General features: G+C 60.5%; 23 protein-coding genes. 22 read left to right on the top strand and 1 reads right to left on the bottom strand.

The features are described from left to right. The 18 genes from LIY36_RS14825 (at nt 1) to LIY36_RS14740 (ending at nt 15,260) form a co-directional block, all read left to right on the top strand. A complete protein-coding gene (locus LIY36_RS14825; RefSeq protein WP_226456115.1) occupies nt 1–1,488 on the top strand; it encodes a terminase in 1,488 nt (495 codons plus the stop codon). Continuing rightward, a complete protein-coding gene (locus LIY36_RS14820) occupies nt 1,488–2,948 on the top strand; it encodes a DUF4055 domain-containing protein (protein ID WP_226456114.1) in 1,461 nt (486 codons plus the stop codon). Before LIY36_RS14825 ends, LIY36_RS14820 begins: the two co-directional genes overlap by 1 nt. Continuing rightward, entirely contained in the window at nt 2,923–4,020 is a 1,098-nt protein-coding gene (locus tag LIY36_RS14815) for a minor capsid protein (protein WP_226456113.1), read from the top strand. The genes LIY36_RS14820 and LIY36_RS14815 overlap by 26 nt, the downstream gene beginning before the upstream one ends. 31 nt (nt 4,021–4,051) lie before the next feature. Next, nucleotides 4,052–4,483, top strand: coding sequence for a hypothetical protein (locus LIY36_RS14810; RefSeq protein WP_226456112.1), 432 nt, complete (start codon nt 4,052–4,054; stop codon nt 4,481–4,483). A gap of 83 nt (nt 4,484–4,566) precedes the next feature. Then, nucleotides 4,567–5,277 (top strand): hypothetical protein, encoded by a 711-nt coding sequence (locus LIY36_RS14805; RefSeq protein ID WP_226456111.1) that lies wholly within the window; start codon nt 4,567–4,569, stop codon nt 5,275–5,277. Between the two features lie 11 nt (nt 5,278–5,288). Next, complete coding sequence (locus LIY36_RS14800; RefSeq protein ID WP_078825126.1) at nt 5,289–6,257, top strand: major capsid protein; 969 nt, start codon at nt 5,289–5,291, stop codon at nt 6,255–6,257. Nucleotides 6,258–6,306: 49 nt separating this feature from the next. After that, complete coding sequence (locus tag LIY36_RS14795) at nt 6,307–6,882, top strand: hypothetical protein (protein WP_226456110.1); 576 nt, start codon at nt 6,307–6,309, stop codon at nt 6,880–6,882. Between the two features lie 59 nt (nt 6,883–6,941). Then, complete coding sequence (locus LIY36_RS14790) at nt 6,942–7,445, top strand: DnaT-like ssDNA-binding protein (RefSeq protein ID WP_226456109.1); 504 nt, start codon at nt 6,942–6,944, stop codon at nt 7,443–7,445. A 17-nt stretch (nt 7,446–7,462) separates the two neighbouring features. Then, on the top strand, nt 7,463–7,831 hold the full coding sequence (locus tag LIY36_RS14785; protein WP_226456108.1) for a hypothetical protein: 369 nt from the start codon (nt 7,463–7,465) through the stop codon (nt 7,829–7,831). Beyond that, entirely contained in the window at nt 7,828–8,424 is a 597-nt protein-coding gene (locus tag LIY36_RS14780) for a hypothetical protein (RefSeq protein WP_226456107.1), read from the top strand. The genes LIY36_RS14785 and LIY36_RS14780 overlap by 4 nt, the downstream gene beginning before the upstream one ends. Beyond that, complete coding sequence (locus tag LIY36_RS14775; protein ID WP_226456106.1) at nt 8,421–8,837, top strand: phage tail terminator-like protein; 417 nt, start codon at nt 8,421–8,423, stop codon at nt 8,835–8,837. The genes LIY36_RS14780 and LIY36_RS14775 overlap by 4 nt, the downstream gene beginning before the upstream one ends. Nucleotides 8,838–8,910: 73 nt before the next feature. Further along, entirely contained in the window at nt 8,911–9,567 is a 657-nt protein-coding gene (locus tag LIY36_RS14770) for a phage tail protein (RefSeq protein ID WP_226456105.1), read from the top strand. A gap of 3 nt (nt 9,568–9,570) precedes the next feature. Beyond that, nucleotides 9,571–9,951 (top strand): phage tail assembly chaperone, encoded by a 381-nt coding sequence (locus LIY36_RS14765; RefSeq protein WP_019816779.1) that lies wholly within the window; start codon nt 9,571–9,573, stop codon nt 9,949–9,951. A gap of 17 nt (nt 9,952–9,968) precedes the next feature. After that, complete coding sequence (locus LIY36_RS14760; RefSeq protein WP_012724063.1) at nt 9,969–10,271, top strand: DUF1799 domain-containing protein; 303 nt, start codon at nt 9,969–9,971, stop codon at nt 10,269–10,271. Nucleotides 10,272–10,298: 27 nt separating this feature from the next. After that, nucleotides 10,299–13,382, top strand: a complete 3,084-nt coding sequence (locus LIY36_RS14755) for a phage tail tape measure protein (protein WP_226456104.1) — start codon at nt 10,299–10,301, stop codon at nt 13,380–13,382. Continuing rightward, nucleotides 13,382–13,720, top strand: a complete 339-nt coding sequence (locus LIY36_RS14750) for a phage tail protein (protein WP_226456103.1) — start codon at nt 13,382–13,384, stop codon at nt 13,718–13,720. The genes LIY36_RS14755 and LIY36_RS14750 overlap by 1 nt, the downstream gene beginning before the upstream one ends. 11 nt (nt 13,721–13,731) lie before the next feature. Beyond that, nucleotides 13,732–14,484, top strand: coding sequence for a phage minor tail protein L (locus LIY36_RS14745; RefSeq protein WP_226456102.1), 753 nt, complete (start codon nt 13,732–13,734; stop codon nt 14,482–14,484). A 2-nt stretch (nt 14,485–14,486) separates the two neighbouring features. Then, a complete protein-coding gene (locus LIY36_RS14740) occupies nt 14,487–15,260 on the top strand; it encodes a C40 family peptidase (RefSeq protein WP_226456101.1) in 774 nt (257 codons plus the stop codon). On the opposite strand, the gene LIY36_RS14735 is transcribed toward LIY36_RS14740, so the two are convergent. Next, on the bottom strand, nt 15,236–15,835 hold the full coding sequence (locus LIY36_RS14735) for a hypothetical protein (protein WP_226456100.1): 600 nt from the start codon (nt 15,833–15,835) through the stop codon (nt 15,236–15,238). The genes LIY36_RS14740 and LIY36_RS14735 overlap by 25 nt on opposite strands. 134 nt (nt 15,836–15,969) lie before the next feature. On the opposite strand from LIY36_RS14735, the gene LIY36_RS14730 reads away from it, so the two are divergent. From LIY36_RS14730 to LIY36_RS14710, 4 genes are all read left to right on the top strand, one after another. Beyond that, nucleotides 15,970–16,320, top strand: a complete 351-nt coding sequence (locus LIY36_RS14730) for a hypothetical protein (protein WP_226456099.1) — start codon at nt 15,970–15,972, stop codon at nt 16,318–16,320. A 61-nt stretch (nt 16,321–16,381) separates the two neighbouring features. Next, nucleotides 16,382–16,993, top strand: coding sequence for a tail assembly protein (locus LIY36_RS14725; protein WP_226456098.1), 612 nt, complete (start codon nt 16,382–16,384; stop codon nt 16,991–16,993). Nucleotides 16,994–17,027: 34 nt separating this feature from the next. Then, complete coding sequence (locus LIY36_RS14720) at nt 17,028–17,291, top strand: hypothetical protein (protein WP_226456097.1); 264 nt, start codon at nt 17,028–17,030, stop codon at nt 17,289–17,291. Between the two features lie 344 nt (nt 17,292–17,635). Further along, nucleotides 17,636–21,403 carry a phage tail protein gene (locus LIY36_RS14710; RefSeq protein WP_226456095.1) on the top strand — a complete coding sequence of 1,256 codons (3,768 nt, stop codon included), beginning with the start codon at nt 17,636–17,638 and terminating at the stop codon, nt 21,401–21,403. Nucleotides 21,404–21,430: the final 27 nt, after the last annotated feature.

The following is a 21,430-nucleotide window of genomic DNA, read 5'->3' as shown; positions in this document are numbered from 1 at the left end:
ATGAAACCCGAGCACATGAAACTGCTTCGGGATCGATTCTGGCGACTGAATAATCTCTACTTCATCACCGACAAGCAGGGCAAGAAGGTTCGCTTCCGCATGACGCAGGAGCAGATCGATTACTTCCAGGGGATGCATACCCGGAACATCATCCTGAAGGCGCGTCAGCTTGGCTTCACGACGCTGGTGTGCATCGTCCAGCTGGATGCGGCGCTGTTCGAGGCTGCCAAGTGCGCCTTGATCGCTCACACATTGAACGATGCCAAGCGACTTTTCAGGGAAAAGGTCAAATACGCCTACGACAACCTGCCGAAAGAGCTTCGCGCTGCCAACCCAGCACGAAATGACGCCGCCGGTGAGTTGGTGTTTAGCAAGGGCGGTTCGCTGTACGTCAGTACCTCGTTCCGTGGCGGCACGCTGCGCTACCTGCACGTATCCGAGTTCGGAAAGATCTGCGCCAAGTTTCCGCACAAGGCGCGGGAGATCGTCACCGGCGCCTTCGAGGCTGTCGCTGCTGAGTGTTTCGTCACCATCGAGTCGACGGCTGAAGGTCGAGCCGGGTATTTCTTTGATTACAGTCAGTCAGCAGAGCGCCAGCAACTAGCCGGTGTTCCGCTTGGCCTGCTCGACTGGAAGTTCTTTTTCTTCAGCTGGTGGAACAACAAGGCCTACAGCCTTAACTCGACCGACGTGGTGCTGCCGCAGCGCCTGACCGACTACTTCAACGAGTTGTTCGCCAAGCATGGTATCGACACCAGCCCGGGCCAGCGCGCCTGGTATGCGGCCAAGGAGAAGACACTCGGCGACGACATGAAGCGGGAGTACCCGTCGATCCCCGTCGAAGCCTTCCAGCAGTCGGTCGAGGGCGCTTACTACGCCCAGCAGTTCACCAAGCTGTATGCCGCTCAGCGCATCGGCACTCTGCCCGACAACAGCCACCTGCCGGTGATGACCATTTGGGACATCGGCGTGAGCGACTCCACCGCCATTTGGTTCGTGCGCCAGGTTGGCGAGCAGTATCACGTCATCGATTACTACGAGAACTCAGGCGAAGGCCTGCGGCACTACATGAAGGTGCTCAAGGACAAGGGTTACACCTACTCCGAGCACTGGGGGCCGCATGACATTGAGAACCGTGAGTTCGGTAGTGACGCGAAGACGCGCAAGGACATCGCCCGAGAAGGTTACGAAATCGACGGGCAGGTTTATCGGATGACGTTCCAGGTCGTCCCGAAAATCGGGGTGGACGACGGCATCGAGCAGGCTCGGGAAATTCTATCCAAGTGTGCTTTCGACGAATCCAAGTGCGAAGAGGGCATTGCCTGCCTCGAGAACTATCGCAAGGAGTGGGACGACAAGAAGGGCTGCTGGAAAGACAAGCCGCTGCATGACTGGACGTCTCACGGCTCCGATGCATTCCGGTACTTCGCTGTCGCCAAGAGCGCAAAGAAGCCGGTCAAATCAATCAAAATGGGATTCGCACGCTAATGGCAGACGTCACATACACCCGCCCGGAGTACGACGCGGCACAGTCCCGTTGGCGGCTGGTGCGCGACGTGTGCAAGGGCTCCGAGACGGTAAAGGGGCGCGGCGATGTTTATCTGCCCAGGCCCAACAAGCACGACACCAGCCCTGAGAATCTTGAACGGTACAAGTCGTACAAGCAGCGGGCCGTGTACTACAACGCCACGGGGCGCACGAAACACAGCCTGGTTGGTGCGGTGTTTCGTACCTGGCCAACGCTGACGGTCCCCGGTGCACTGGATTACGTCGCCACGGACATCGACGGGCAGGGCGTGAGCGTTTATCAGCAGTCGCAGTCGGTCATCGGGCATCTGCTTGAGGTTGGTCGGCACGGCTTGCTGGTGGACTACGCCGCGGTGCAGGCCGGTACGGTGAGCAAGGCAGACGAGCAGGCTGGGCGCGCCCGTGCGAACGTTGCGAGCTACCCAGCTGAATCAATCAGGAACTGGAAGACCCGCAAAGTCGGCGGTCAGCACCTGCTAAGCTTGGTGGTGCTGCGCGAAGAGGCGGACATCGACACTGATGATGGCTTTGGTAGCGAAAAGGTTGTGCAGTACCGCGTGCTGCGTCTGGATGTCGCCGGCGTGTATACCCAGGAGCTATGGCAGGAAAGCTCAAGCGAAACGGCGATGGTCATCCCACCATTCACCCCGCTCAATGGTGCCGGGCAACCATGGCGCGTGATTCCCTTTCAATTTCTCGGCAGCGAGAACAACGACACCAGCATCGATGACTCACCGCTGTACGACATGGCCGTGCTGAACATCGGCCATTACTGCAACAGCGCTGACTATGAGGACTCAGTCTGGTTCTCGGGCCAGCCGCAGTTCTGGATTTCGGGGTTGGACGAGGCCTGGCGCGATCACCTTGAGGCCAATGGCATTTATGTCGGCTCCAGGGCGCCGCTGACGCTTCCTGCCAGCGGGTCGTGTGGCTTTGCTCAGCCTGAGCCGAACACGCTTGTGAAGGAGGCCATGGACGCCAAGAAGCAGGACATGGTGTCCCTGGGCGCCCGACTGATTGAGCGTGGTAGCGCGGTGAAGACCGCAACCCAGGCCGACAACGACAGTGCCGCTGAGCACAGCGTTCTCTCCCTGGTGGTGAGCAACGTTAGCGAAGCGTATAGCCAGTGCCTGGCCTGGATGGCCGAGTTCGTGAACGCCACCGGTGAAGCGGTCTACAAACTCAACCAAGACTTCAGCCAAATCACTTTGGACCCAACGGTTCTGGTTGCACTGTTCAACGCAGTGCAGGGCGGCAAGCTGCCGGCGGGTGACTTCTGGCAGTACCTGCGTGACCGTGGGGTGATTGACCCGGAGAAGACCGACGACCAGATCCGCGACGAACTGGAAACGGAGAATCCCGGCCCCGACCTGGATGACGACGAGGCGAACCTGAATGGCGGCAAACCAAGCAATCCTTGACGCCACCATCCGGCACGCTGTGTTTCTGGAGCAGTTGAAGTCGGGCGAGGTAGCCAAGTTCGCGCCTTTCCTCAAGGAGATCGACCGCTCGATCCGTGAGCGGCTGACCCGGGCGGATCTGACGGATTACACCGTCGCCCGCCTGGAGCGGCTGCTGAGCGAGGTTGATAGCCTACTGCTGGGCATCTTCGACCGGTATAGCGAGAAGCTTAACCTCGATCTGGTGGACATCGCCAACTACGAGGCCGAGTTTGAGGCGACCAGTTTGACCCGGGCGGCGCCGGTGGGCGTCACTTTCGACGCGGCGGTGCCAGGTGCTGCGGCAATCAGGGCGGCAATCCTCACCAATCCGCTCAGCGTGCGCGGTGCGGATGGCGGGAAGCTGCTCAAGTCGTTCATTGATGGCTTCACCGCCACCGAGCGGCAACGTCTCACAGGTGCGATCAGGCAGGGCTTCTTCGAAGGCCAGACCAACTTCCAGATCATCAAGAACATTCGCGGCACCAAGGCGCTCCAGTACAACGACGGCATCCTGGCGACGACCAACCGCAACGCCGGCGCCATCGTGCGGACGGCGGTTCAGCACGTCGCCACCCAAGCGCGCATGGAGACGCTGAAGGAGAACAGCGACGTCGTGCAGTCGGTGGAGTGGGTCAGCACCCTGGATTCAAAGACCACCAGCCAGTGCCGGACGCTGGATAAGCAACGGTTCAAGCTGACTGAGGGGCCAAGGCCACCGATCCACATCAACTGCCGCTCGACGGTGGTTGCGGTGACGCGCTTCAGCGCCTTGTTCGCCAAGGATGCCACTCGGGCATCCATCGGCGACGGCGGTGCCCAGCAGGTGAGGGCAGACCTCAGCTATTACGACTGGCTCCAGCAGCAGCCAGCAGCGTTTCAGGACAAGGCCATCGGCCCGGTCCGCGCCAAGCTGTTCCGCGAAGGTGGCCTGAGCATCGAACGATTCTCCGAGCTGCAGCTGGATCGGAACTTTGCGCCGCTGACGCTGAAGCAGATGAAAGCCCTTGAGCCACTGGCATTTGAGCGTGCGGGCCTGGATGTTATTGGATAACATCGGGCATTTACTAGGGATGAGAGTAACTATGTTCGGCAGATTACCTTTCGGGGAAAGGATCCTGTTGCGAGAAAGTCTTATCGCCATTATGTGCGAGTACGATGACCAGATGCTTCGAGCGGTCATGGAAAAAGGGGTTTCTGATAAGATTGATCAAGCAGCACACCAATGCTTTGTTGATAAGGCCAGCGCAGTGCTCTACGTCCAGCAGCTGACCGGATCACCGTCTATCCGGGCATCAGTTAAGGCTCACCGCAAACGCTTTATAGATTGGTTCGATACAAATCCGCCTCTAGATCCTGTGTTCATGAGCAAGATCTACTCGTTAGAAACACTTGAGTACGATGCGCTCGTCAAGTCCACTCCAATCTGGAATGCAATAGCTCGCGCAGACGAAGAGGACTGGGCCCCGCCCTATAACCAGGAACATGTCAATTGGTTAGAAATGTCCCATTACTAGATCACTCACTTCATTAAACCCGCTTCGGCGGGTTTTTTTATGTCCGCAGGCAGGGCCTGTACACGTCTCTGGGAGACAATCAAATGGGTTTGAAATATCAGCTGGACACTCTTGACGGTCTCGATGACTCCGTTAAATCGCTATACACCGAGAAGGAAGGCAAGTTTGTCCTCGGTATCGAAGGCCTGCCGCAACCAGAAGATGTATCCGGCCTAAAGTCGAAGGTGGAAGAGCTGCTCGGCGAGAAGAAAGCCGCCGAGAAGGCTCGCAAGGATGCTGAAGAGCAGGCCCGGCTGGAGCGTGAAGAGGCCGCTCGCAAGTCCGGCAACGTCGAGGAGCTCGAAAAGTCCTGGTCTGAAAAATACAACCGCCGCGAAGCTGAGCTGAACAGCATGCTGGAACAGGAGCGTGGAACGCTGAGCACTCAGATCCGGGATCTGACCGTCGGCCGTACCGCTACTGACATCGCGTCTGCCCTGGCAATCCCAGGCAGCGCCAAAGCCCTGTTGCCGCACATCGAGCGCCGTCTGAGCGTCGAACAGCGCGACGGGAAGCCTGTCGTGGTCGTCCTCGACCAGCAGGGCAAGCTCTCGGCGGCAACGCTGGATGAGCTGAAAGCAGAATTCGCAAACGACACGGCCTTCGCGCCGTTGATCGCGGGTAGCAAGGCATCTGGCGGCGGGGCTGCTGGTGCTGGAGGTGGCGGCGGGGCCGCAAAAGGAAAAATCGGCGGCACCAAAGAGGAACGTACGGCCGCAATCGCGAGCCGGTTCCCGGATCTCCCACAATCGTAAGGAAAAAACTCATGTCCCTGTCGCAAATGCAGGTTTTCAACGAATACATCATGCCGGCGACTCTCGAGACGCTGGATCAGTATCTCGCCGCTTTCAACGCCGCCAGCCGCGGTGCAATCGTGCTGTCTCCGGACGGCTTCACTGGTGACTTCCTCCAAGAGTCGTTCTTCCAGACTCTGGCCGCTGCCCAGCGTCGCGTGGACCGCTATAGCGCGAACGCTACTGTCGCTGCAACCGATCTGACCGAGCTGAAGAACACTTCGGTGAAGGTAGCCGGCGGCTTCGGCCCGATCCGCTACGAGCCATCGCAGATGACCTGGCTGGAGCGTCCAACCGCGCAAGGCATCGAGGTCGCCAGCCGTGCGTTCGCTGAAATCCTGCTGAAGGATCAGCTGAACACCGCGATCGCCGCCCTGGTTGCTGCAATCACTGCCCAGGCTGCTGCCGTCAACGATGTGTCGGCTACTGCTGGCATCACCTACGCTGGCCTGAACAACGCGCACGCGAAGTTCGGCGACGCAAGCCAGAACCTGGTCACCCAGGTGATGCAGGGCACCAGCTATCACAAGTTGGTCGGCCAGAACCTGGCGAACCAGCAGCAGCTGTTCCAGGCTGGCAACGTCCGCGTGGTGGACATCCTCGGCAAGATCTCCGTTGTGACGGATGCCCCGGCGCTGATGCAGGCCGGCACCCCGAACAAGGAAATCATCCTGTCCCTGGTGCAAGGTGCTGCGTTGGTTCACGACGGCCGCGACATCATCAGCAACGTCCAGACCACCAACGGCAAGGAGCGTATCGAAACCACACTCCAAACCGATTACACCTTCGGCCTGGGCCTGAAGGGTTACACCTGGGACACCACCACCGGCGGCAAGTCGCCAACCGACGCCGAACTGGCGACCGGTACCAACTGGGACAAGACCGCCACCAGCATCAAGCACACCGCCGGTGTGGCTCTGATCGGTGATGCCTCCAAGTAACCCTGACAGCTGAGTCGGGCCCAGTGCCCGGCTTGGCGAGGACATGATCATGAGCAACAAGAACATCTGGTATCTGCCTGGTCCATTCCATCAGTACCAAGAAGACGTCAAGGCACTGGCCAAGGATCATGGCTTGCGCATCATCGACGCGAGCGCTACCGAAAGTCGTGAAGATGCCGCCGACGAAGTACCTGACGTGACGGTCAAGGAAGTGCCGACGGTACTGCTGATCGATGGCGGAAGCTCCAGCATCAACATCGATGCCTTTCGTGCCGAACTCGAATCTGTCGGCCTGATCGTCGAGTCATTCGCTGATCAAGCGCTGATGCGCCCCGAAGGCGATCTTGGCCCGATCGCTGATCGCCTGTTTCAGGTGTTCGAGGCGGTAAGCGCCGGCGTTGAAAGCCTCATCCGCGAGCGTGACGGTGAAGCTGAAAAAGTCAGGGTCCTGCAACTGCAGGTGGACGACCTTCTCCAGCAGGCAGCCAAAGCTCGCCTGGACGACTCGGACGCGAAGGACATCGCCGAACTGAAGGCTAAGCTCGACGAAGCGAAGGTGCCATACCGGGCCAACGCCTCGAAAGAATCCTTGGAAAAGCTCGTCGCCGAGTTGCCCAAGGAGTAATACTGCTGGCTGTCGGTGATCCGGCGGCCAATTTTCAAACCATTCCTGCGAGTTGACGCATGACACTCATCATCGAGGACGGCACCGGCAAGCCTGACGCCGAAAGCTACGCGAGCGCCGAGGACCTGGCCATGTATGCCGTGAAGTTCGGAACGGTAATCCCCGCAGGCGTTGCCGAGCAGGAAGCGTTGCTGCGCCGGGCGGCCTTGGCGATGGATGGCATGGTCTGGAAGGGGCGCAAGACCAACAGCGAGCAGGGCTTGTCCTGGCCGCGCCGGGAAGTGTTGTTGGATCGCGAGATCAAGCCGAACAACTACCTGCCGGCGCGGATCCAGTACGGCCAGATGGCCTTGGCCGCCGAGATCCATCAGGACGACATCGATCCAGTAGATAAGCGCAAAGGGGCTGTGACTCTGGAGCGCGTCGAGGGTGCGGTAACTCGCGAGTACGCCACGATCTCCAACACCAGCGGTCGGCTGTTGCCGGCGGCGCCGGACCGGCCGAGTGCCACGCAGTTTGCCGACTACCTACAAAAGCGCGGGCTGTTCGCAGTGCGCGCATAGCTGTAATGGAGACCATCATGGCCTTTTACGACGAAATGGCCGTGATGGCTCTGGAGATGATCACAGAGTTCGGCCAGCCCGTGACCATCAGCAAGACGGAGCCCGGCGAGTACGACCCGGAAACGGGCGGCGAAGCGCCAGGCGCGACTGTCGAGCAAATTGCCCAAGGCATCCTGCTCGACTTCACCGGCCAAGAATTCCAGAACAACAGCCTCATCAGGCAGGGCGACAAGAAGCTCAAGATCGCCGCGCAGGGTTTGACCTGGGTGCCGGGTCTGCTCGACAAGGTCGTGGCCCAGGGTCGCACATGGTCAATCGTCCCACCCCTGAAAGAGATCAACCCCGCCGGCACGCCGATTCTGTATGAGCTACAGGTGCGCTCTTGAGTCGGGCAGGCAACGGCCAATCCGGCAGCTTTGCCCTGAGCCTGGCCGAGTTCGCCGCCCAAACCAGCGAAGCCATCGATGGCAGCGTGCGCGAGATCATCATTGAGGTCGGTAGCAGCCTGATCCGTATGTCGCCCGTGGGAAACCCGGAGATCTGGGCCGAGAACGCCGTCGCGACTCAGTACAACAAGGCGGTCGACGACCACAACAGCGCATTGCGTAGCGATCCGGCCAACCTCACCAAGGGCGGCAGGCTGAAGAAGGGCCGCAAGCTCAACGACGGCATGGACATCAAGGCGCCCGAAGGCTACGTCGGAGGCCGCTTCCGTGCGAACTGGCACATCTCGCTGGGCGTGGTCGAGAGCGTCACCTTCGACGAGGTGGACCCAAGTGGCGCCGAAACCACTGCCGCGCTCGTCGCTGCAATGAGCGACTTCACCGCGGGCCAGATGGCCTACATCATCAACAACTTGCCCTACGCGATTCCGCTGGAGTTCGGCCACTCGACCCAGGCCCCTGGCGGGATGGTACGGGTCACCGTGGCTCGCTTTCAGCAGATCGTGCTGGAGGCCATCAGGAACAATCAGGTATGAGTCACGCCATCATCGCCTCGATCTACGAGGCCAAGCTCATCGCCTGGAACGCAGCCAGAACGGAGAAGCTGAAGATCGTCTTCGAGAATACGGCCTACACGCCGGCGGCGGACGAAACCTACCTGCGAGCCTTCACTATTCCGGGCGATACCGCGAGCAACACGCTCGGCGGCGATCACCGGCTGTACACCGGCGTGTTTCAGGTCAGCATCATCGCGCCGGCGGGCACCGGCAAGACCAAGACCAGCCCGATCACCACCGAGCTGGTAGACCTGTTCCCGCTATACGCCAGGGACACGAAGGGCGCCGTCACCGTGGTGACCATGTCGCCAGTTGACCCAGGCCCTGGCATCGCGGGCGATTCAACTTATACCGTTCCAGTTTCGTTCTTGTACCGAGCCGACACCAACTGATCCCGCCCATTGGGCAACCCCGAGAACCCGCCATCGAGCGGGTTTTTTTACATCTGCAATGAGGAAATACCCCATGGGCTACAAACTCCCGAACGGCGGCACCTTCCAACACGCCGCAACCTACGCCGCGGCACTGGCGTTCGCCACCATCAGCAACGCTAGCGAGGCGGTGGCCACCGTTGTAGGTGGCACCATCGCTGCCGGCGATATTGTTCTGCTCACGTCCGGCTGGAGCAAGCTGGATAGCAAAGTGGTGCGCGTGAAGGCGGCCACCGCCACGGCTATCACCCTGGAAGGCATCGACACTACCGACACGCAGGTCTATCCGGTCGCTGGCGGCGCGGGCACGATGCGCAAGGTGCTGACCTGGGTGCAGATCCCTCAGATCTCCGACGTAGCCTTCTCCGGCGGCGAGCAGAACTACCTCGACGTGGTGTTCCTCGAGGATGACCAGGGCAAGCAGATCCCCACCGACAAATCTGCGGCAAGCATGGTGCTGACCATCGCCGATGACCCGGCCCAGGCGTTCAACGGGGTACTGCTGAAGGCGGACGCGGGCAAGCAGGTCGAAGCGGCGCGCCTGAACCTGCCCGGTAACGACACCCTGCTGTACGGCACCTACACGTCGTTCTCCAAACAGCCGGCGGTGTCCCGTAACAATCTGCTGACCCGTACCATCAGCTTGGCGTTGCAGGCAGAGCCGACCCGCTACCTGACTGCGGCGGTGTAACCCATGGCTAAGATCCGTATTGCGCAAAAGGCTACGTTCAATGCGCCCGTGCTGATCCCGATCGTCGGCAGCGAACCCGAGAAGGTGGAGTTCACTTTCAAGTACCGGGATCGCACCGAGCTTGCAGCGCTGTTCGATGAATGGAACGAGGCGCGGAACAAGGCGCGGGCCGCGCTAGGCGACAAGCCGTCCTGGTCGGAAGTGGTCGCCGTGGACACCGAGCAGCAAACCCAGCAAATCAAGGACCTGGTAATCGGCTGGGGTTTCGACGACGAATACAACGACGACAACATCGTCGCATTCGTGAAGTCCTGCCAGGGTGCCGCCGAGGCGGTCGTTAAGGCCTACGAAGGCGCATACAGCCAGGCCCGCCTGGGAAACTGACCGACGCTGCCCGCGCCATGTACTCGCCAAGCGTGCCCGACGCGATTATCGGCATGTTCGGCCTTGCCCCTGGCGACCTGGTTGAAGAGGTGGAGGTCTGGCCATGCAACTGGCCGGCCTTCCTCCTTTTCAACCGCATGTCCACCCAGTGGCGAGCAGGCGCAGGCGGCGCGATCGGTCTCGACTACAGCTGCATACGCGACGTGGCCGGGTTCCTCGGCATCAAGAAAAAGAAACTCGCTGAAATCTTCCCTGACCTTCAGGTGCTGGAAGGCGAAGCCCTGCGCGTTATGGCAGAGGAAAGGGAAAACAGCCCGTAACCACGGGCACTTATTCAAGGTGAGTCGATGAACATTGCAGAACTCGGCGTCAAGATCGACTCGGCCGATGCAATCCAGGCGAAAACGAGCCTGGACGAAATGGCGAAGGCCGGCGGCCGGGCCGAGCAGTCCGCCGTTTCACTGATGAACGAAATGCAGGCCCTGGAAAAGTCGCTGTCCACCAGCGCCAAAACCACTCAGGACCTGGCAAAGCAGCGTGATGCACTCGCCAAGCTGACCAAGACCGGCGCCTATGGCGAGGCCGAGGCGGCGAAGATCTCCGCGCAGTTGGACAAGCAGCAGGTAGCCCTGGCCAAGTCTGCCCTGGACGAGCAGAAGGCCCTGAATAGCCTGCTGGGTGCCATCGACCCGGCCCGCGCTGCGCTGGCAAAGCTGGACACCCAGGTCGAGCAGCTTGGCAAGCACTTGGACGAGGGGCGCCTGAGCCAGGAGGACTACAACAAGGCCCTGGGCAAGATCGACAAGGATTACGCCAAGCTCGAAAAGACGGCCACCGGTTTCGACAAGCTGCGCCTGGGCACCCGTCAGGCGCAGGAAAACGTCGTGCAGTTGGGCAATGCGCTGTCGTCGGGGGATTGGGGTAGCGGCGTTCGTGCCGTGGCTCAGTTGGGCGCCGGGGCGGGCGCGTCGGCCAGTTCTTTGTTGGCGATGGTCGCGCCGATTGGCTTGGTCGCTGCTGCCATAGGTGGGTTGGCATACGCCTACTACAGCGGCAACAAAGAAACGGATGCTTTCAACAAGGCGCTGATTCTGACTGGCAACTTTGCGGGGACGAGCTCTACCCAGCTGAGTGACATGTCGCGCCAAGTGTCCGCAGTCGTTGGCACTACAGGGGCGGCAGCTGATGTATTGGCCACCCTGGCGGCAAGCGGAAAACTCGCAAGCGGCAGTTTCGTGGGGATAGCCGAGGCGGCCTTGTCCATGGAGAGGGCCACCGGCAAATCAATCGAGGCGACTGTTGCCGAATTCGTCAAGATCGCCGACGACCCGGTAGCTGCCGCCAAATCGTTGAACGCGCAGTATCACTTCCTTACTGCTTCTGTTTATTCGCAGATCGTCGCGCTCAAGGATCAGGGTGACGAGATCGGCGCCACCAAGTTGCTGACCGACACCTACGCCGACACTGTGCAGACTAGGTCCCGCCAGGTAATCGAGAACCTGAACCTGTGGGAGAGAGCTTGGCTGGGCATCAAGAGTGCTGCGAGCGGTGCCCTGGACGGAATCAGCGACGTAGGTCGGCAGAAGAGCTACAACGACCAGATCAAAGAGCTGCAGACCAAGCTCACCGGTTCCGAAGCTTTCGATGTCGGTGGCACGCGGATGAACGCCCAGGAGGTGAGTCCGAAGGTCCGCGCCCAGATTCAAGCGCAGATCAACTTCCTCACTCTGCAGCGCGACGCAGACGATGCTCGTATCAAGTACTTCGATGACCAGGGAAAAGCTCAGCAAGCAGCCATAGTAGCCGGCGACAAGATCGACGCGATTACCAAGTCCTCATTGTCCAACGAGCAAAAGCGAAACAAGGAGGTCAAGGACTACAAAAAACATCTCGACGACATCCGCAAGGTAGCGCCGAATGACCCACGCCTGGCCCAGGCGACGATCGACAAGAACATCGCCAACATCAACGACAAGTTCAAAGACCCAAAAACACCCGGCACCCAGGTCGACCTGACCAGTTTCAACGACGCCAAAAACAACCTGGCGGCCATCGCAGCCGACTACAAAAACTACCAGAAGGAACTGGACGCCGCGCAGAAGGCTGGCCTGCTCTCCGAGGCCGACTACCTGGTGCGGCGCCAGGCGCTGATCGGCAACGAACGCGACCAGGTAACGGCCGCCTACGAGTCCGAAATTTCCGCACTGGAAGCCGCCAAGGGCAAGAAGACCACGTCTGCCGCGCAAAGCATCCAGCTGGACCAGAAGATCGCCGACGCGCGCGCAGGGATGGTCAAGGCGCAGAAGGATGCCGACAGCCAGCTTGAAGTGTTGGCGACCAACGAGACCGGGCGACTCGCCAAGCAGGAGCGGGCGATCAGTTCGTACGTGCAGGCGCTGGGGCAGCAACAGCGGGCGCTGGAGTTGGCCGGGCAACGTGCCGTCCTGGGCGTTGGCCAGGGCGATCGCCAGAACGCGCTCAACGGGCAGTTGAACAGCCAGCAAGACCGGTTTGCTCAGCAGTCGCTGGAGCTGGAAAACCAGCGTTCCGATCCGTCGCGCAAGATGTCGGACGAAGAGTTCACCCGCAAATCGCAAGCACTCGCCGACGCGAACAAGAAGGCCACCGACCAGATCCGGCAGAACTACGCGGATGTGGAAAGCGCCCAGGGCGATTGGACCAACGGCGCGACGGCGGCCTGGCAAAACTATCTGGATTCGGCGCAGGACGTGGCGGGTCAGACCAAATCGTTGTTCGGTAACGCCTTCAGCTCCATGGAGGACGCTGTCGTCAACTTCGCCATGACCGGGAAGCTGTCGTTTGCCGACTTCACCAAGTCGATCCTGGCGGATATGGCGCGCATTGCCACGCGCCAGGCCAGTTCGGCATTGCTGGGAAGTCTGGTCGGCGCGGCTGCGAGCTACTTCGGTGGCAGCGCGGCCGGCGGTGGGAATGGCATGGCGGCCGGGTCTGCCGGTGCCACGTCGTCGAACCTAGGGGCATCTCAAGCCGGTTACACCGGGATGTACGCTCAAGCCTTGGGCGGCGCCTGGTCCGGCGGCGTGCAGATGTTCGCCGACGGCGGTGCCTTCACCAACTCTGTCGTGAGCAAGCCCACGGCGTTCGGCATGGCCAACGGCAAGACCGGCATCATGGGTGAGGCGGGCGAAGAGGCAATCATGCCGCTCACGCGAACCTCCAGCGGCAAGCTTGGCGTTATGGCCATGGGCAGTGGCGGCGCCGGCGGCACGCAGATCAATGTCGAAGTGCACATCAATGGCGACGGCAACGCGTCGTCCTCATCTGACGACCCTGGCTACGACCTGTTCGGCAAAGAGCTGGCAACGTTCGTCGAGCAGAAGTACCAGGAGCTGCGGACCAAGGACATGCGCCAGGGCGGCGTCATCAACAAAGCAATCAAGGGGCGCTGATGGCCATCGAACGATTCATCTGGGAGACGGAGAAGGGCGCGGAAGGGGATGTTGCCCAGCGCGTCCGCACCAAACAGTTCGGCGACGGGTACGAGCAGTCGGTGGAGGATGGCCTCAACAGCCAGTCACAGTCCTGGCCGCTCGTCTTCACTGGCGCCAAGCCTCGGGTGATTTTGATCAAGGCGTTCCTTGATCGGCACAAGGGGGCAAAGGCGTTCCTCTGGACGCCGCCCCTCGGGGAACTTGGCCTCTATAAGTGCAACGGTTACAAACCCGTGCACCGCGGCGGCCAGGTCTACGCCATCAACGCCACCTTTCAGCAAACCTTTCACCCCTGAGATAGCCGCCCATGGCACTGATCACGGACATCCAGAAACTGGAGCCCGGCGGCGAGATTCGCCTGTTTGAAATCGACGGAACCGAATACGGCGCCGACTACCTGCGCTTCCACGGGCACGCGATTCCGCATACGCCGGAAGAGCTGCTGGCCTACGAACACTCGGAAGAGGATCTGCCCGCCAAGTCCATCTGGTGGCAGGGCGAGGAATACGCGGCCTGGCCGGTGCAGATCGAGGGCATTTCCTCCAGCAGCGACGGCACCGCCTCACGCCCGACGTTCGCCGCTGGCAACATCAACGGGCGCGTCACGGCGTTGTGCCTGGCCTTCGAGGACATGCTCAAGTTCAAGCTGACGGTTCGCGAGACTCTGGTGCAGTACCTGGATGCGGCGAACTTTCCGGAGGGGAACCCAACGGCTGATCCGACCCAGGAGGCGCTGGAAATCTGGTTCATCGACCAGAAGACCAGTGAGGACGGCGAGGCAGTGGTTTGGGAGCTTTCCTCCCCGGGCGAGATCGATAACCACGGCCTGCCCGGGCGGCAGATGACCACGTTTTGCCACTGGGCCATGACCAATGGCTACCGGGGACCGGATTGCGGTTACACCGGTGCGGCGATGTTCGATGACGAGGACAACCCCACGGACGATCCGGCGAAGGATCAGTGCAAGGGTTGCCTTTCTTCCTGCAAGTTGCGGTTTGGCGAGAACAAAGAATTGGCCTTCGGCGGATTCCCCGCTGTTTCACTCATTGCCAGGAGCTGACCATGCGCAAACACATTGTCGCGGCTATCCAGGCGCACGCGGCGGCGGAATATCCGCGTGAGTGCTGCGGCCTGTTGCTGGCCGTTGGCCGGGCACAGAAGTACTTCCCGTGCCGGAACATCGCCACGGAACCGAATGAAGAGTTTCGGCTTGATCCAGAGGGCTACGCTGCGGCGGAAGACCTGGGCGAGGTGATCGGGATTGTTCATTCGCACCCGGACGCCACCAGCAGGCCTTCACCGCATGACTTGGCCATGTGCGAGGCCACGGAATTGCCCTGGCATATTCTGTCGTGGCCTGAGGGAGACTTACGAACGATCACGCCCACCGGCAGCACGCCGCTGCTCATGCGTCCATTTGTACACGGTGCCTGGGATTGCTGGCAGGTCTGCGCTGACTGGTACCAGCGTGAATGGGGGCTTGAGTTCGAAGCCTTCCAGCGCACCGATGGCTGGTGGGAGAGTGCGGAGAACGCCAGCCTGTACGAGGCGAACTACAAGGCCGCGGGCTTCGTGCGGGTGGATCAGCCGCAGCACGGTGACCTGATCGTCATGCACGTCGGCCGGACGGTTCACCCGAATCATGCTGGGATTTATCTGGGTACTGATCCGGCGCTACCTGGCGAAGAGTCAGGCACGTTCGGCCCTGGCCCTTTTTTGCTGCACCACCTATATGGCAGGCCGTCTGAGATCATTGTCTATGGCGGACCCTGGCATGACCGAACACGCCTGATCCTCAGGCACGAAGATGCTCAAGCCAGTTTGCCCATGGAGTAAATGGAGAAGCCGCCCTCTGTCAGGTGAGTGACATGCACTGAGCCGCCGATATAGACGCGATCTTTGGTTTTTCCATCTTCCTGCAGCGATTGCGCACGCATTATCTCGGGTGCACACGTTGGGAACGAGCTCCAGTCTATCCCCGCTTTATCCATAAGCTCTGGCTTTACGCCAAGGCCATAATCTAAAGCCTCGGATTTAAAGTCCGACCCGGAACGGTAAGCGAATCCATGGATTTTTCCAGAGTCGTCGGAAATCCCGAAGTGATAGATCGATGCAGATTGGTCCTTGAGGGCGGGGGCATGTCGATTCAATTCGCTCCAGAGGGCCTGAAGCTCTTGGGGCGCATGAGCATCGACCGCGTCTACATCGAGGGCAAAACCTTGGTTATTCACAAGGCCGACCCAGCGGCTGAAAAGCAGGGCGGAGCCTGTCGCTGCGATGACCATGCGCATGTGCGGGATGGCGATAGCTTTACTCACGTAGCCTGGGGGCGTATCGACGGAATAATGTAAAAGCGTGTCCGTGGCCACAATCGCTTCGTTTTCATCCGTGTAGAACAGTAGGGACGACATGGGGCCTCCTGGCCAGCATTTGATTGGGCGGAGGCTACTACCGCTCCCCAATCACGCGTTACTGGCATTCCATCCACGCTGGATGCCTGGCCAGGTCCGGGGTACAGTCGCCACTTTCAGGACGAGGATCGATCATGCGGATTTTGATAGCAGCGGTAGCGGTGGCGATGCTGGCGGGATGTATGGCGCCAACCATGAACGAGGCTCGCCAATCTGGCCCGTACAAGGTTCTCACTTCCAAAAAAACGGACGCTGCGCTGGCTAAATGCGTCCAGTACGAATGGCAGAACCAGTCGATCTTCGGCGGTACGCCTGGCGCCACCCTTCAGCCTGGCCGCGACACCGGATACACGGTATTCACCGAGGGGTCTCAGTACTTCGTTGACATCCAGCCCAAGGGTTCGGGGGCCGAAGCGAAGTATTACGTAGTGGTCGGCAACTGGATTGCGAATAAGCGATTGACCGCGCTGCAAGGCTGCCTATAGGCCGCACCATTTCATCAAAGGCTCGCTTCGGCGGGCTTTTTTATTGTCTGGAGAAAACTCAATGGCAGCACTCGCCATCAATTACCAGCCCATGACTACGGTCATGCTTTACGGTCAGCTTCGACAGTTTGGCCGGTCCTTCCGCATGGCAGTGAAGTCGCCGGCAGAGGCTATTAAGGCGCTGTGCGTGCAGATCCCCGGCTTCGAGCGATTTTTGTCGAACGCCAAATCAAGGGGGGTTGAGTTCGCCGTATTCCGAGGAAAGACGAACCTGGCAGAAAAGGAGCTTGGATTTGCGGGTGGCGGCGATATTCGTATTGCCCCGGTCATCACCGGCAGTAAGCGCGGCGGGGCGCTGCAAACCATTATCGGCGCTGTACTGATTGTTGTCGGCCTTGTCATCACCGGCGGCACTTTCGGCGCGGGTGCGCCATTCGGTTCTGCGCTGATCATGATGGGCGGTTCTATGGTGCTGGGCGGTGTTATCCAGATGCTCAGCCCCCAGGCCGGCGGCCTGAAGACCAGCGCGGCGCCAGAGAACACCCCCGGCTACGCCTTCGGCAGCGCCAAGAACACCACGGCATCCGGCAACCCGGTCCCACTGTGCTACGGCAAGCGGCGGGTGGGAGGGGCGATCATCAGTGCCGCCATTTATGCCGAAGACCAGATGTAGCTGGGGAAAAAGCAAGTCACCAAAGGGCATCCACATGAAGCAAACCCAACGCTACATATTGACGATCTGGGATCTGTTCACCACACAGGGCGGCGCGCTTTGCGGAGCGAGCTCCGAAGTTGCCATCTTGGACGGCGGCATGGAAATTGATCGAATGACGTTCACCGGGAAGTACCAAGGCGACGACGGCTATCGCCGTACCTACATTGGAAAGCCGGGCCTAGCTGCTGAGCTTGCGTCAGGCCCCGGGCGAATCCAATTTTCAGCGGGAGAACTCAAGGCTATGACTCAGGCGTAGAACCGCCTATGAAGTTGTCAGTTCCGAGTTCGTGTGATCCGTATTTCACAGAGTGTCCGCCACCAAGTCGCTTTGCCTCGGCCTCAGCGGCTTCTTTGTTTGCGTAGATGTCGATAAAGCTCCACGGGGAGCTGCGAACTACCGCCCAGCCCAGGACACTGCCGGGTACATCTGGATCTTTCGGAAGATTTGTCGCCAGGCTTCGAATTGACATGACCGCTCCTTGGTTGTGAGAAGTCGCAACGCTACTACCCCGGCGTGCACCAGCGTTACTGGCGTTTCATCCACGCTGTACAGATACCCACGCCGCCCATGAGGCGGTTTTTTATTGCCTGGAGAAAAGCATGGGCGCAGCACGCAACTTAGACATCCACGGCGCCAAGGGCGGCGAAGAGAAACCCAAAACGCCAACGGAAGCCCCGGACAGCCTGCGCTCTGTCGCCATCGCTAAAATGCTGATCGCCGTGGGCGAAGGTGAGTTCGAAGGAACGCCAACCGCGCGCGACATCTACCTCGACAACACTCCGCTGCAAGACCCTCAAGGCAACATGAACTTCCCGAACGTGAAGTGGGAGTGGCGCACCGGGGCGGTCGATCAGACCTATATCCAGGGTATTCCATCGATTGAAAACGAGACCGCCATCAGCACTGAGCTGCGCAGTGGTACTCCGTGGGTGCGGGCGATCAGCAACACTCAGCTATCGGCCGTGCGTGTCCGGTTTGCCTGGCCCGCGCTCCAGTCCGTGGACTCGAGTAACAATATTAACGGCTACCGCATCGAGTACCAGGTCGAGTTGGCCACTGACGGCGGTGCGTACCAGAACGCGCTGAGTGAGGCCGTCGACGGTAAGACCACCAGCCTGTACGAGCGCACCCGTCGTATCGATCTGCCCCGGGCAACCACCGGTTGGCTGATGCGTATCACCCGTCTGACAACCAACCAGAACAACAACAAAATCGCAGACACCATGCAGATCGCGGGCTTCACCGAGGTGATCGACGCCAAGATCCGCTACCCGAACACCGCGCTGCTCTACATCGAATTTTCGGCCGAGCAGTTCCGCAGCATTCCGGCCGTGACTGTCGAGACCAAGCTGAAGAAGATGCAGGTGCCGAGCAACTACGACCCCGTGGCACGTTCTTACACCGGGATCTGGGACGGCACCTTCAAACAGGCCTGGACTGACAACCCTGTTTGGATGACCTACGACATCACCACGGCCGACCGCTTCGGCCTGGGCCGGCGCATCAAACCGTGGATGGTGGACAAGTGGGAGCTCTACCGCATCTCCCAGTACTGCGACCAGATGGTGCCGAACGGGAAGGGCGGCCAGGAGCCGCGCTTCATCTGCAACTTGAACCTGCAGAGCAAGGCCGACGCCTGGTCACTGCTGCAAGACATCTCGACGATCTACCGGGGCATGACCTACTGGGCCCAGGGCCAGGTCTTCACCCTGGCGGACATGCCGCGCGCCACCGACTTCGACTTCGCCTACACCCGGGCGAACGTGATCGACGGCAAGTTCACCTACTCCAGCGCCTCGGAGCGCACGCGCTACACCCGTGCGTTGATCAGCTACGACAACCCGGCCAACAACTACGACACCGACGTCACGGCGGTCACGGATGCCAAGCTCCAGCGGCGCTACGGCGACAACCCGCTGGAGATCAGCGCCATCGGCTGCACCCGCGAGTCGGAGGCACAGCGCCGTGGTAAGTGGGCGCTGCTCACCAACTCCAAAGACCGTGCTGTCACCTTCAAGGTTGGACTCGACGGGCGCATCCCGCTGCCCGGATACGTGATCCCGATTGCCGACGAACTGCTGGCGGGGCGTCCGGTGGGCGGCCGTATCTCGGCGGTGAACGGCAAGGTCATCACCCTGGACCGCGACACCCAGGCCAAGCCCGGCGACCGGCTGATCCTCAACCTGCCAGACGGCAAGTGCGAGGGCCGCACCGTGCAACTGGTCAGCGGCCGACAGGTCACCGTAACCCTGGCCTACTCCGTGCCGCCTGAGCGCGAACTGGTGTGGGCGCTGGATGCGGACGACCTCGCCATCCCGCTTTACCGCGTGGTGAGCGTGGCCCGCCCAGAAGCCGGTGTGTTCGAAATCTCGGCCGTGCAGTACGACCCGAGCAAGTTCGATCACATCGATACCGGCGCCCGGCTGGAGGATCGGCCAATCAGCGTTGTGCCGATCACCGTGGTTCCCGCGCCGTCGAGCGTGGGCATCACCTCGAATTACTCCGTGGACCAGGGCCTGGCAATCAGCACCATGAACATCTCGTGGCCTGCCGTCCCTGGCGCGGTCGCGTACGACGTGGAGTGGCGTAAGGACAGCGGCAACTGGATCAAGCTGCAGCGCACCGGCTCGACGAGTGTCGACGTCACTGGCATCTACTCCGGCGCCTATCTGGCTCGTGTTCGCTCGGTGAGTGCCTTTGAAATCTCGTCGATCTGGAAAAGCTCCAACCTGACCAACCTGGAAGGCAAAGTCGGCCTGCCGCCGGCGGTTTCGTCCCTGACCACCACCAGCGAACTGTTCGGCATCGGCATCCGCTGGGCTTTCCCGCCCGGCGCCGAGGACACTCAGCGCACCGAGCTGTGGTATGGCGCAGCCAATGACCTGTCGGCGGCTACCAAGCTTGCCGACTTGGCGTATCCCCAGGCGAATTACAGCATGCAGGCCCTGGCGGCCGGCGCGCAGTTCTTCTTCTGGGCGCGCCTGGTGGACCGCACCGGCAACGTCGGTCCGTTCTATCCGGTGGTCAATGGCGTGTTGGGGCAGGCCAGCTCAAGCGCCAGTCCAATCCTGGAGCTGATCGCCGGCCAGGTGGGCGAGTCCGAACTGGCCAAAGAGATCCTTGATGAGATCGATCTGATTTCCGGGTCCGGCCCCGGCTCGGTCAATGATCGTTTGGAGCAGGCCAAGCAGGAGCTGGAGGCTCTGATCGACCAGGTAACGGACGCCCTTGTCTACGACCCGGCCAAGACCTACAGCGCTGGGCAGATTGTTCGCACCGGGCAGAACCTGTGGCAGGCGCTCAAGACGGTGCCGGTGGATACCCCGCCGCCCGCTGTCGAGTTCTGGTTCAACATGGGCACCATTGCCCAAACAACCCAGGCCATGGCGCTCCAGATCCAGCAGAACAAGGCATCAATCGAGACCGTGGACGGCAAGGTCACGGCGAACGCTTCGGCGCTGCAATCGCTCCAGGCAAGCTGGCGCGAGGATGACGGGGAGGGTGATCTTGCCGGCGCCCTACAAAACTGGGATGCCGCCGCGAAGTTTGCGCAACAGGTGAAGTTGCAGGCTTCCGATAACCTGGCAATGGTTGAACGCACTACGTCGCTGGATGCGGCGGTGGGGGCGAACAAGGCGGCATTGACCACGCTTGAGCAGGTGGTGGCCACCGACAAGCTGGCAACCGCTGAGCGTATCGACCAGCTGAAAAGCAGCGTAGATACCAATACTGCTGCCGTGCAGACCGTCACGCAGTCACTTGCGGATACCAACAACTCGGTTGCATCCCAGTCCACTACGCTCGAAGCCATCGCTGGCGGTGCTCGCGACGGCACTGATGAGGGAGATCTGGCCAGCGCAGTCAACGAGTGGAAAAACAAGGCGTCAATCCAAGTCACCGCCAGGGCTCAAGCCGACACCGACGGCAAGTTGTCCACGATGTGGGCGGTGAAGATGCAGGTCAACGCCAACGGCCAGTACGTGGCGGCCGGGATCGGCCTGGGCATCGAGCAGAACGCCGACGGCTTGTTGCAAAGCCAGTTCCTGGTGAGCGCTGATCGTTTTGCGCTGGTAAATACACTGGAAGGCGGCGCGATTTCCACCCCGTTTGTGGCGCAAAACGGTCAGCTTTTCCTGGGGCCTACATTCATCCAGGACGGCACGATCACCAACGCCAAGATCGGCGAGTACATCAGCTCTACGAACTACATCGCTGGTCAGCAGGGGTGGATTCTCAAAAAGGACGGTACGTTTGAAATCAACGGAGTTGCCCCGGGGCAGGGGCGATCAATAATGACGAATCGGTCGCTCAGATTTTTTGATAACAACAATGTGAAGCGCATACAGCTAGGAGATCAAACCGAATGAGTTCTGGATTACGGCTGTGGTCATCGA

It is taken from the genome of Pseudomonas sp. AF03-9, assembly GCF_020515815.1.
Taxonomy (GTDB): domain Bacteria; phylum Pseudomonadota; class Gammaproteobacteria; order Pseudomonadales; family Pseudomonadaceae; genus Aquipseudomonas.
This window is presented reverse-complemented; position numbering and strand designations above follow the sequence as displayed.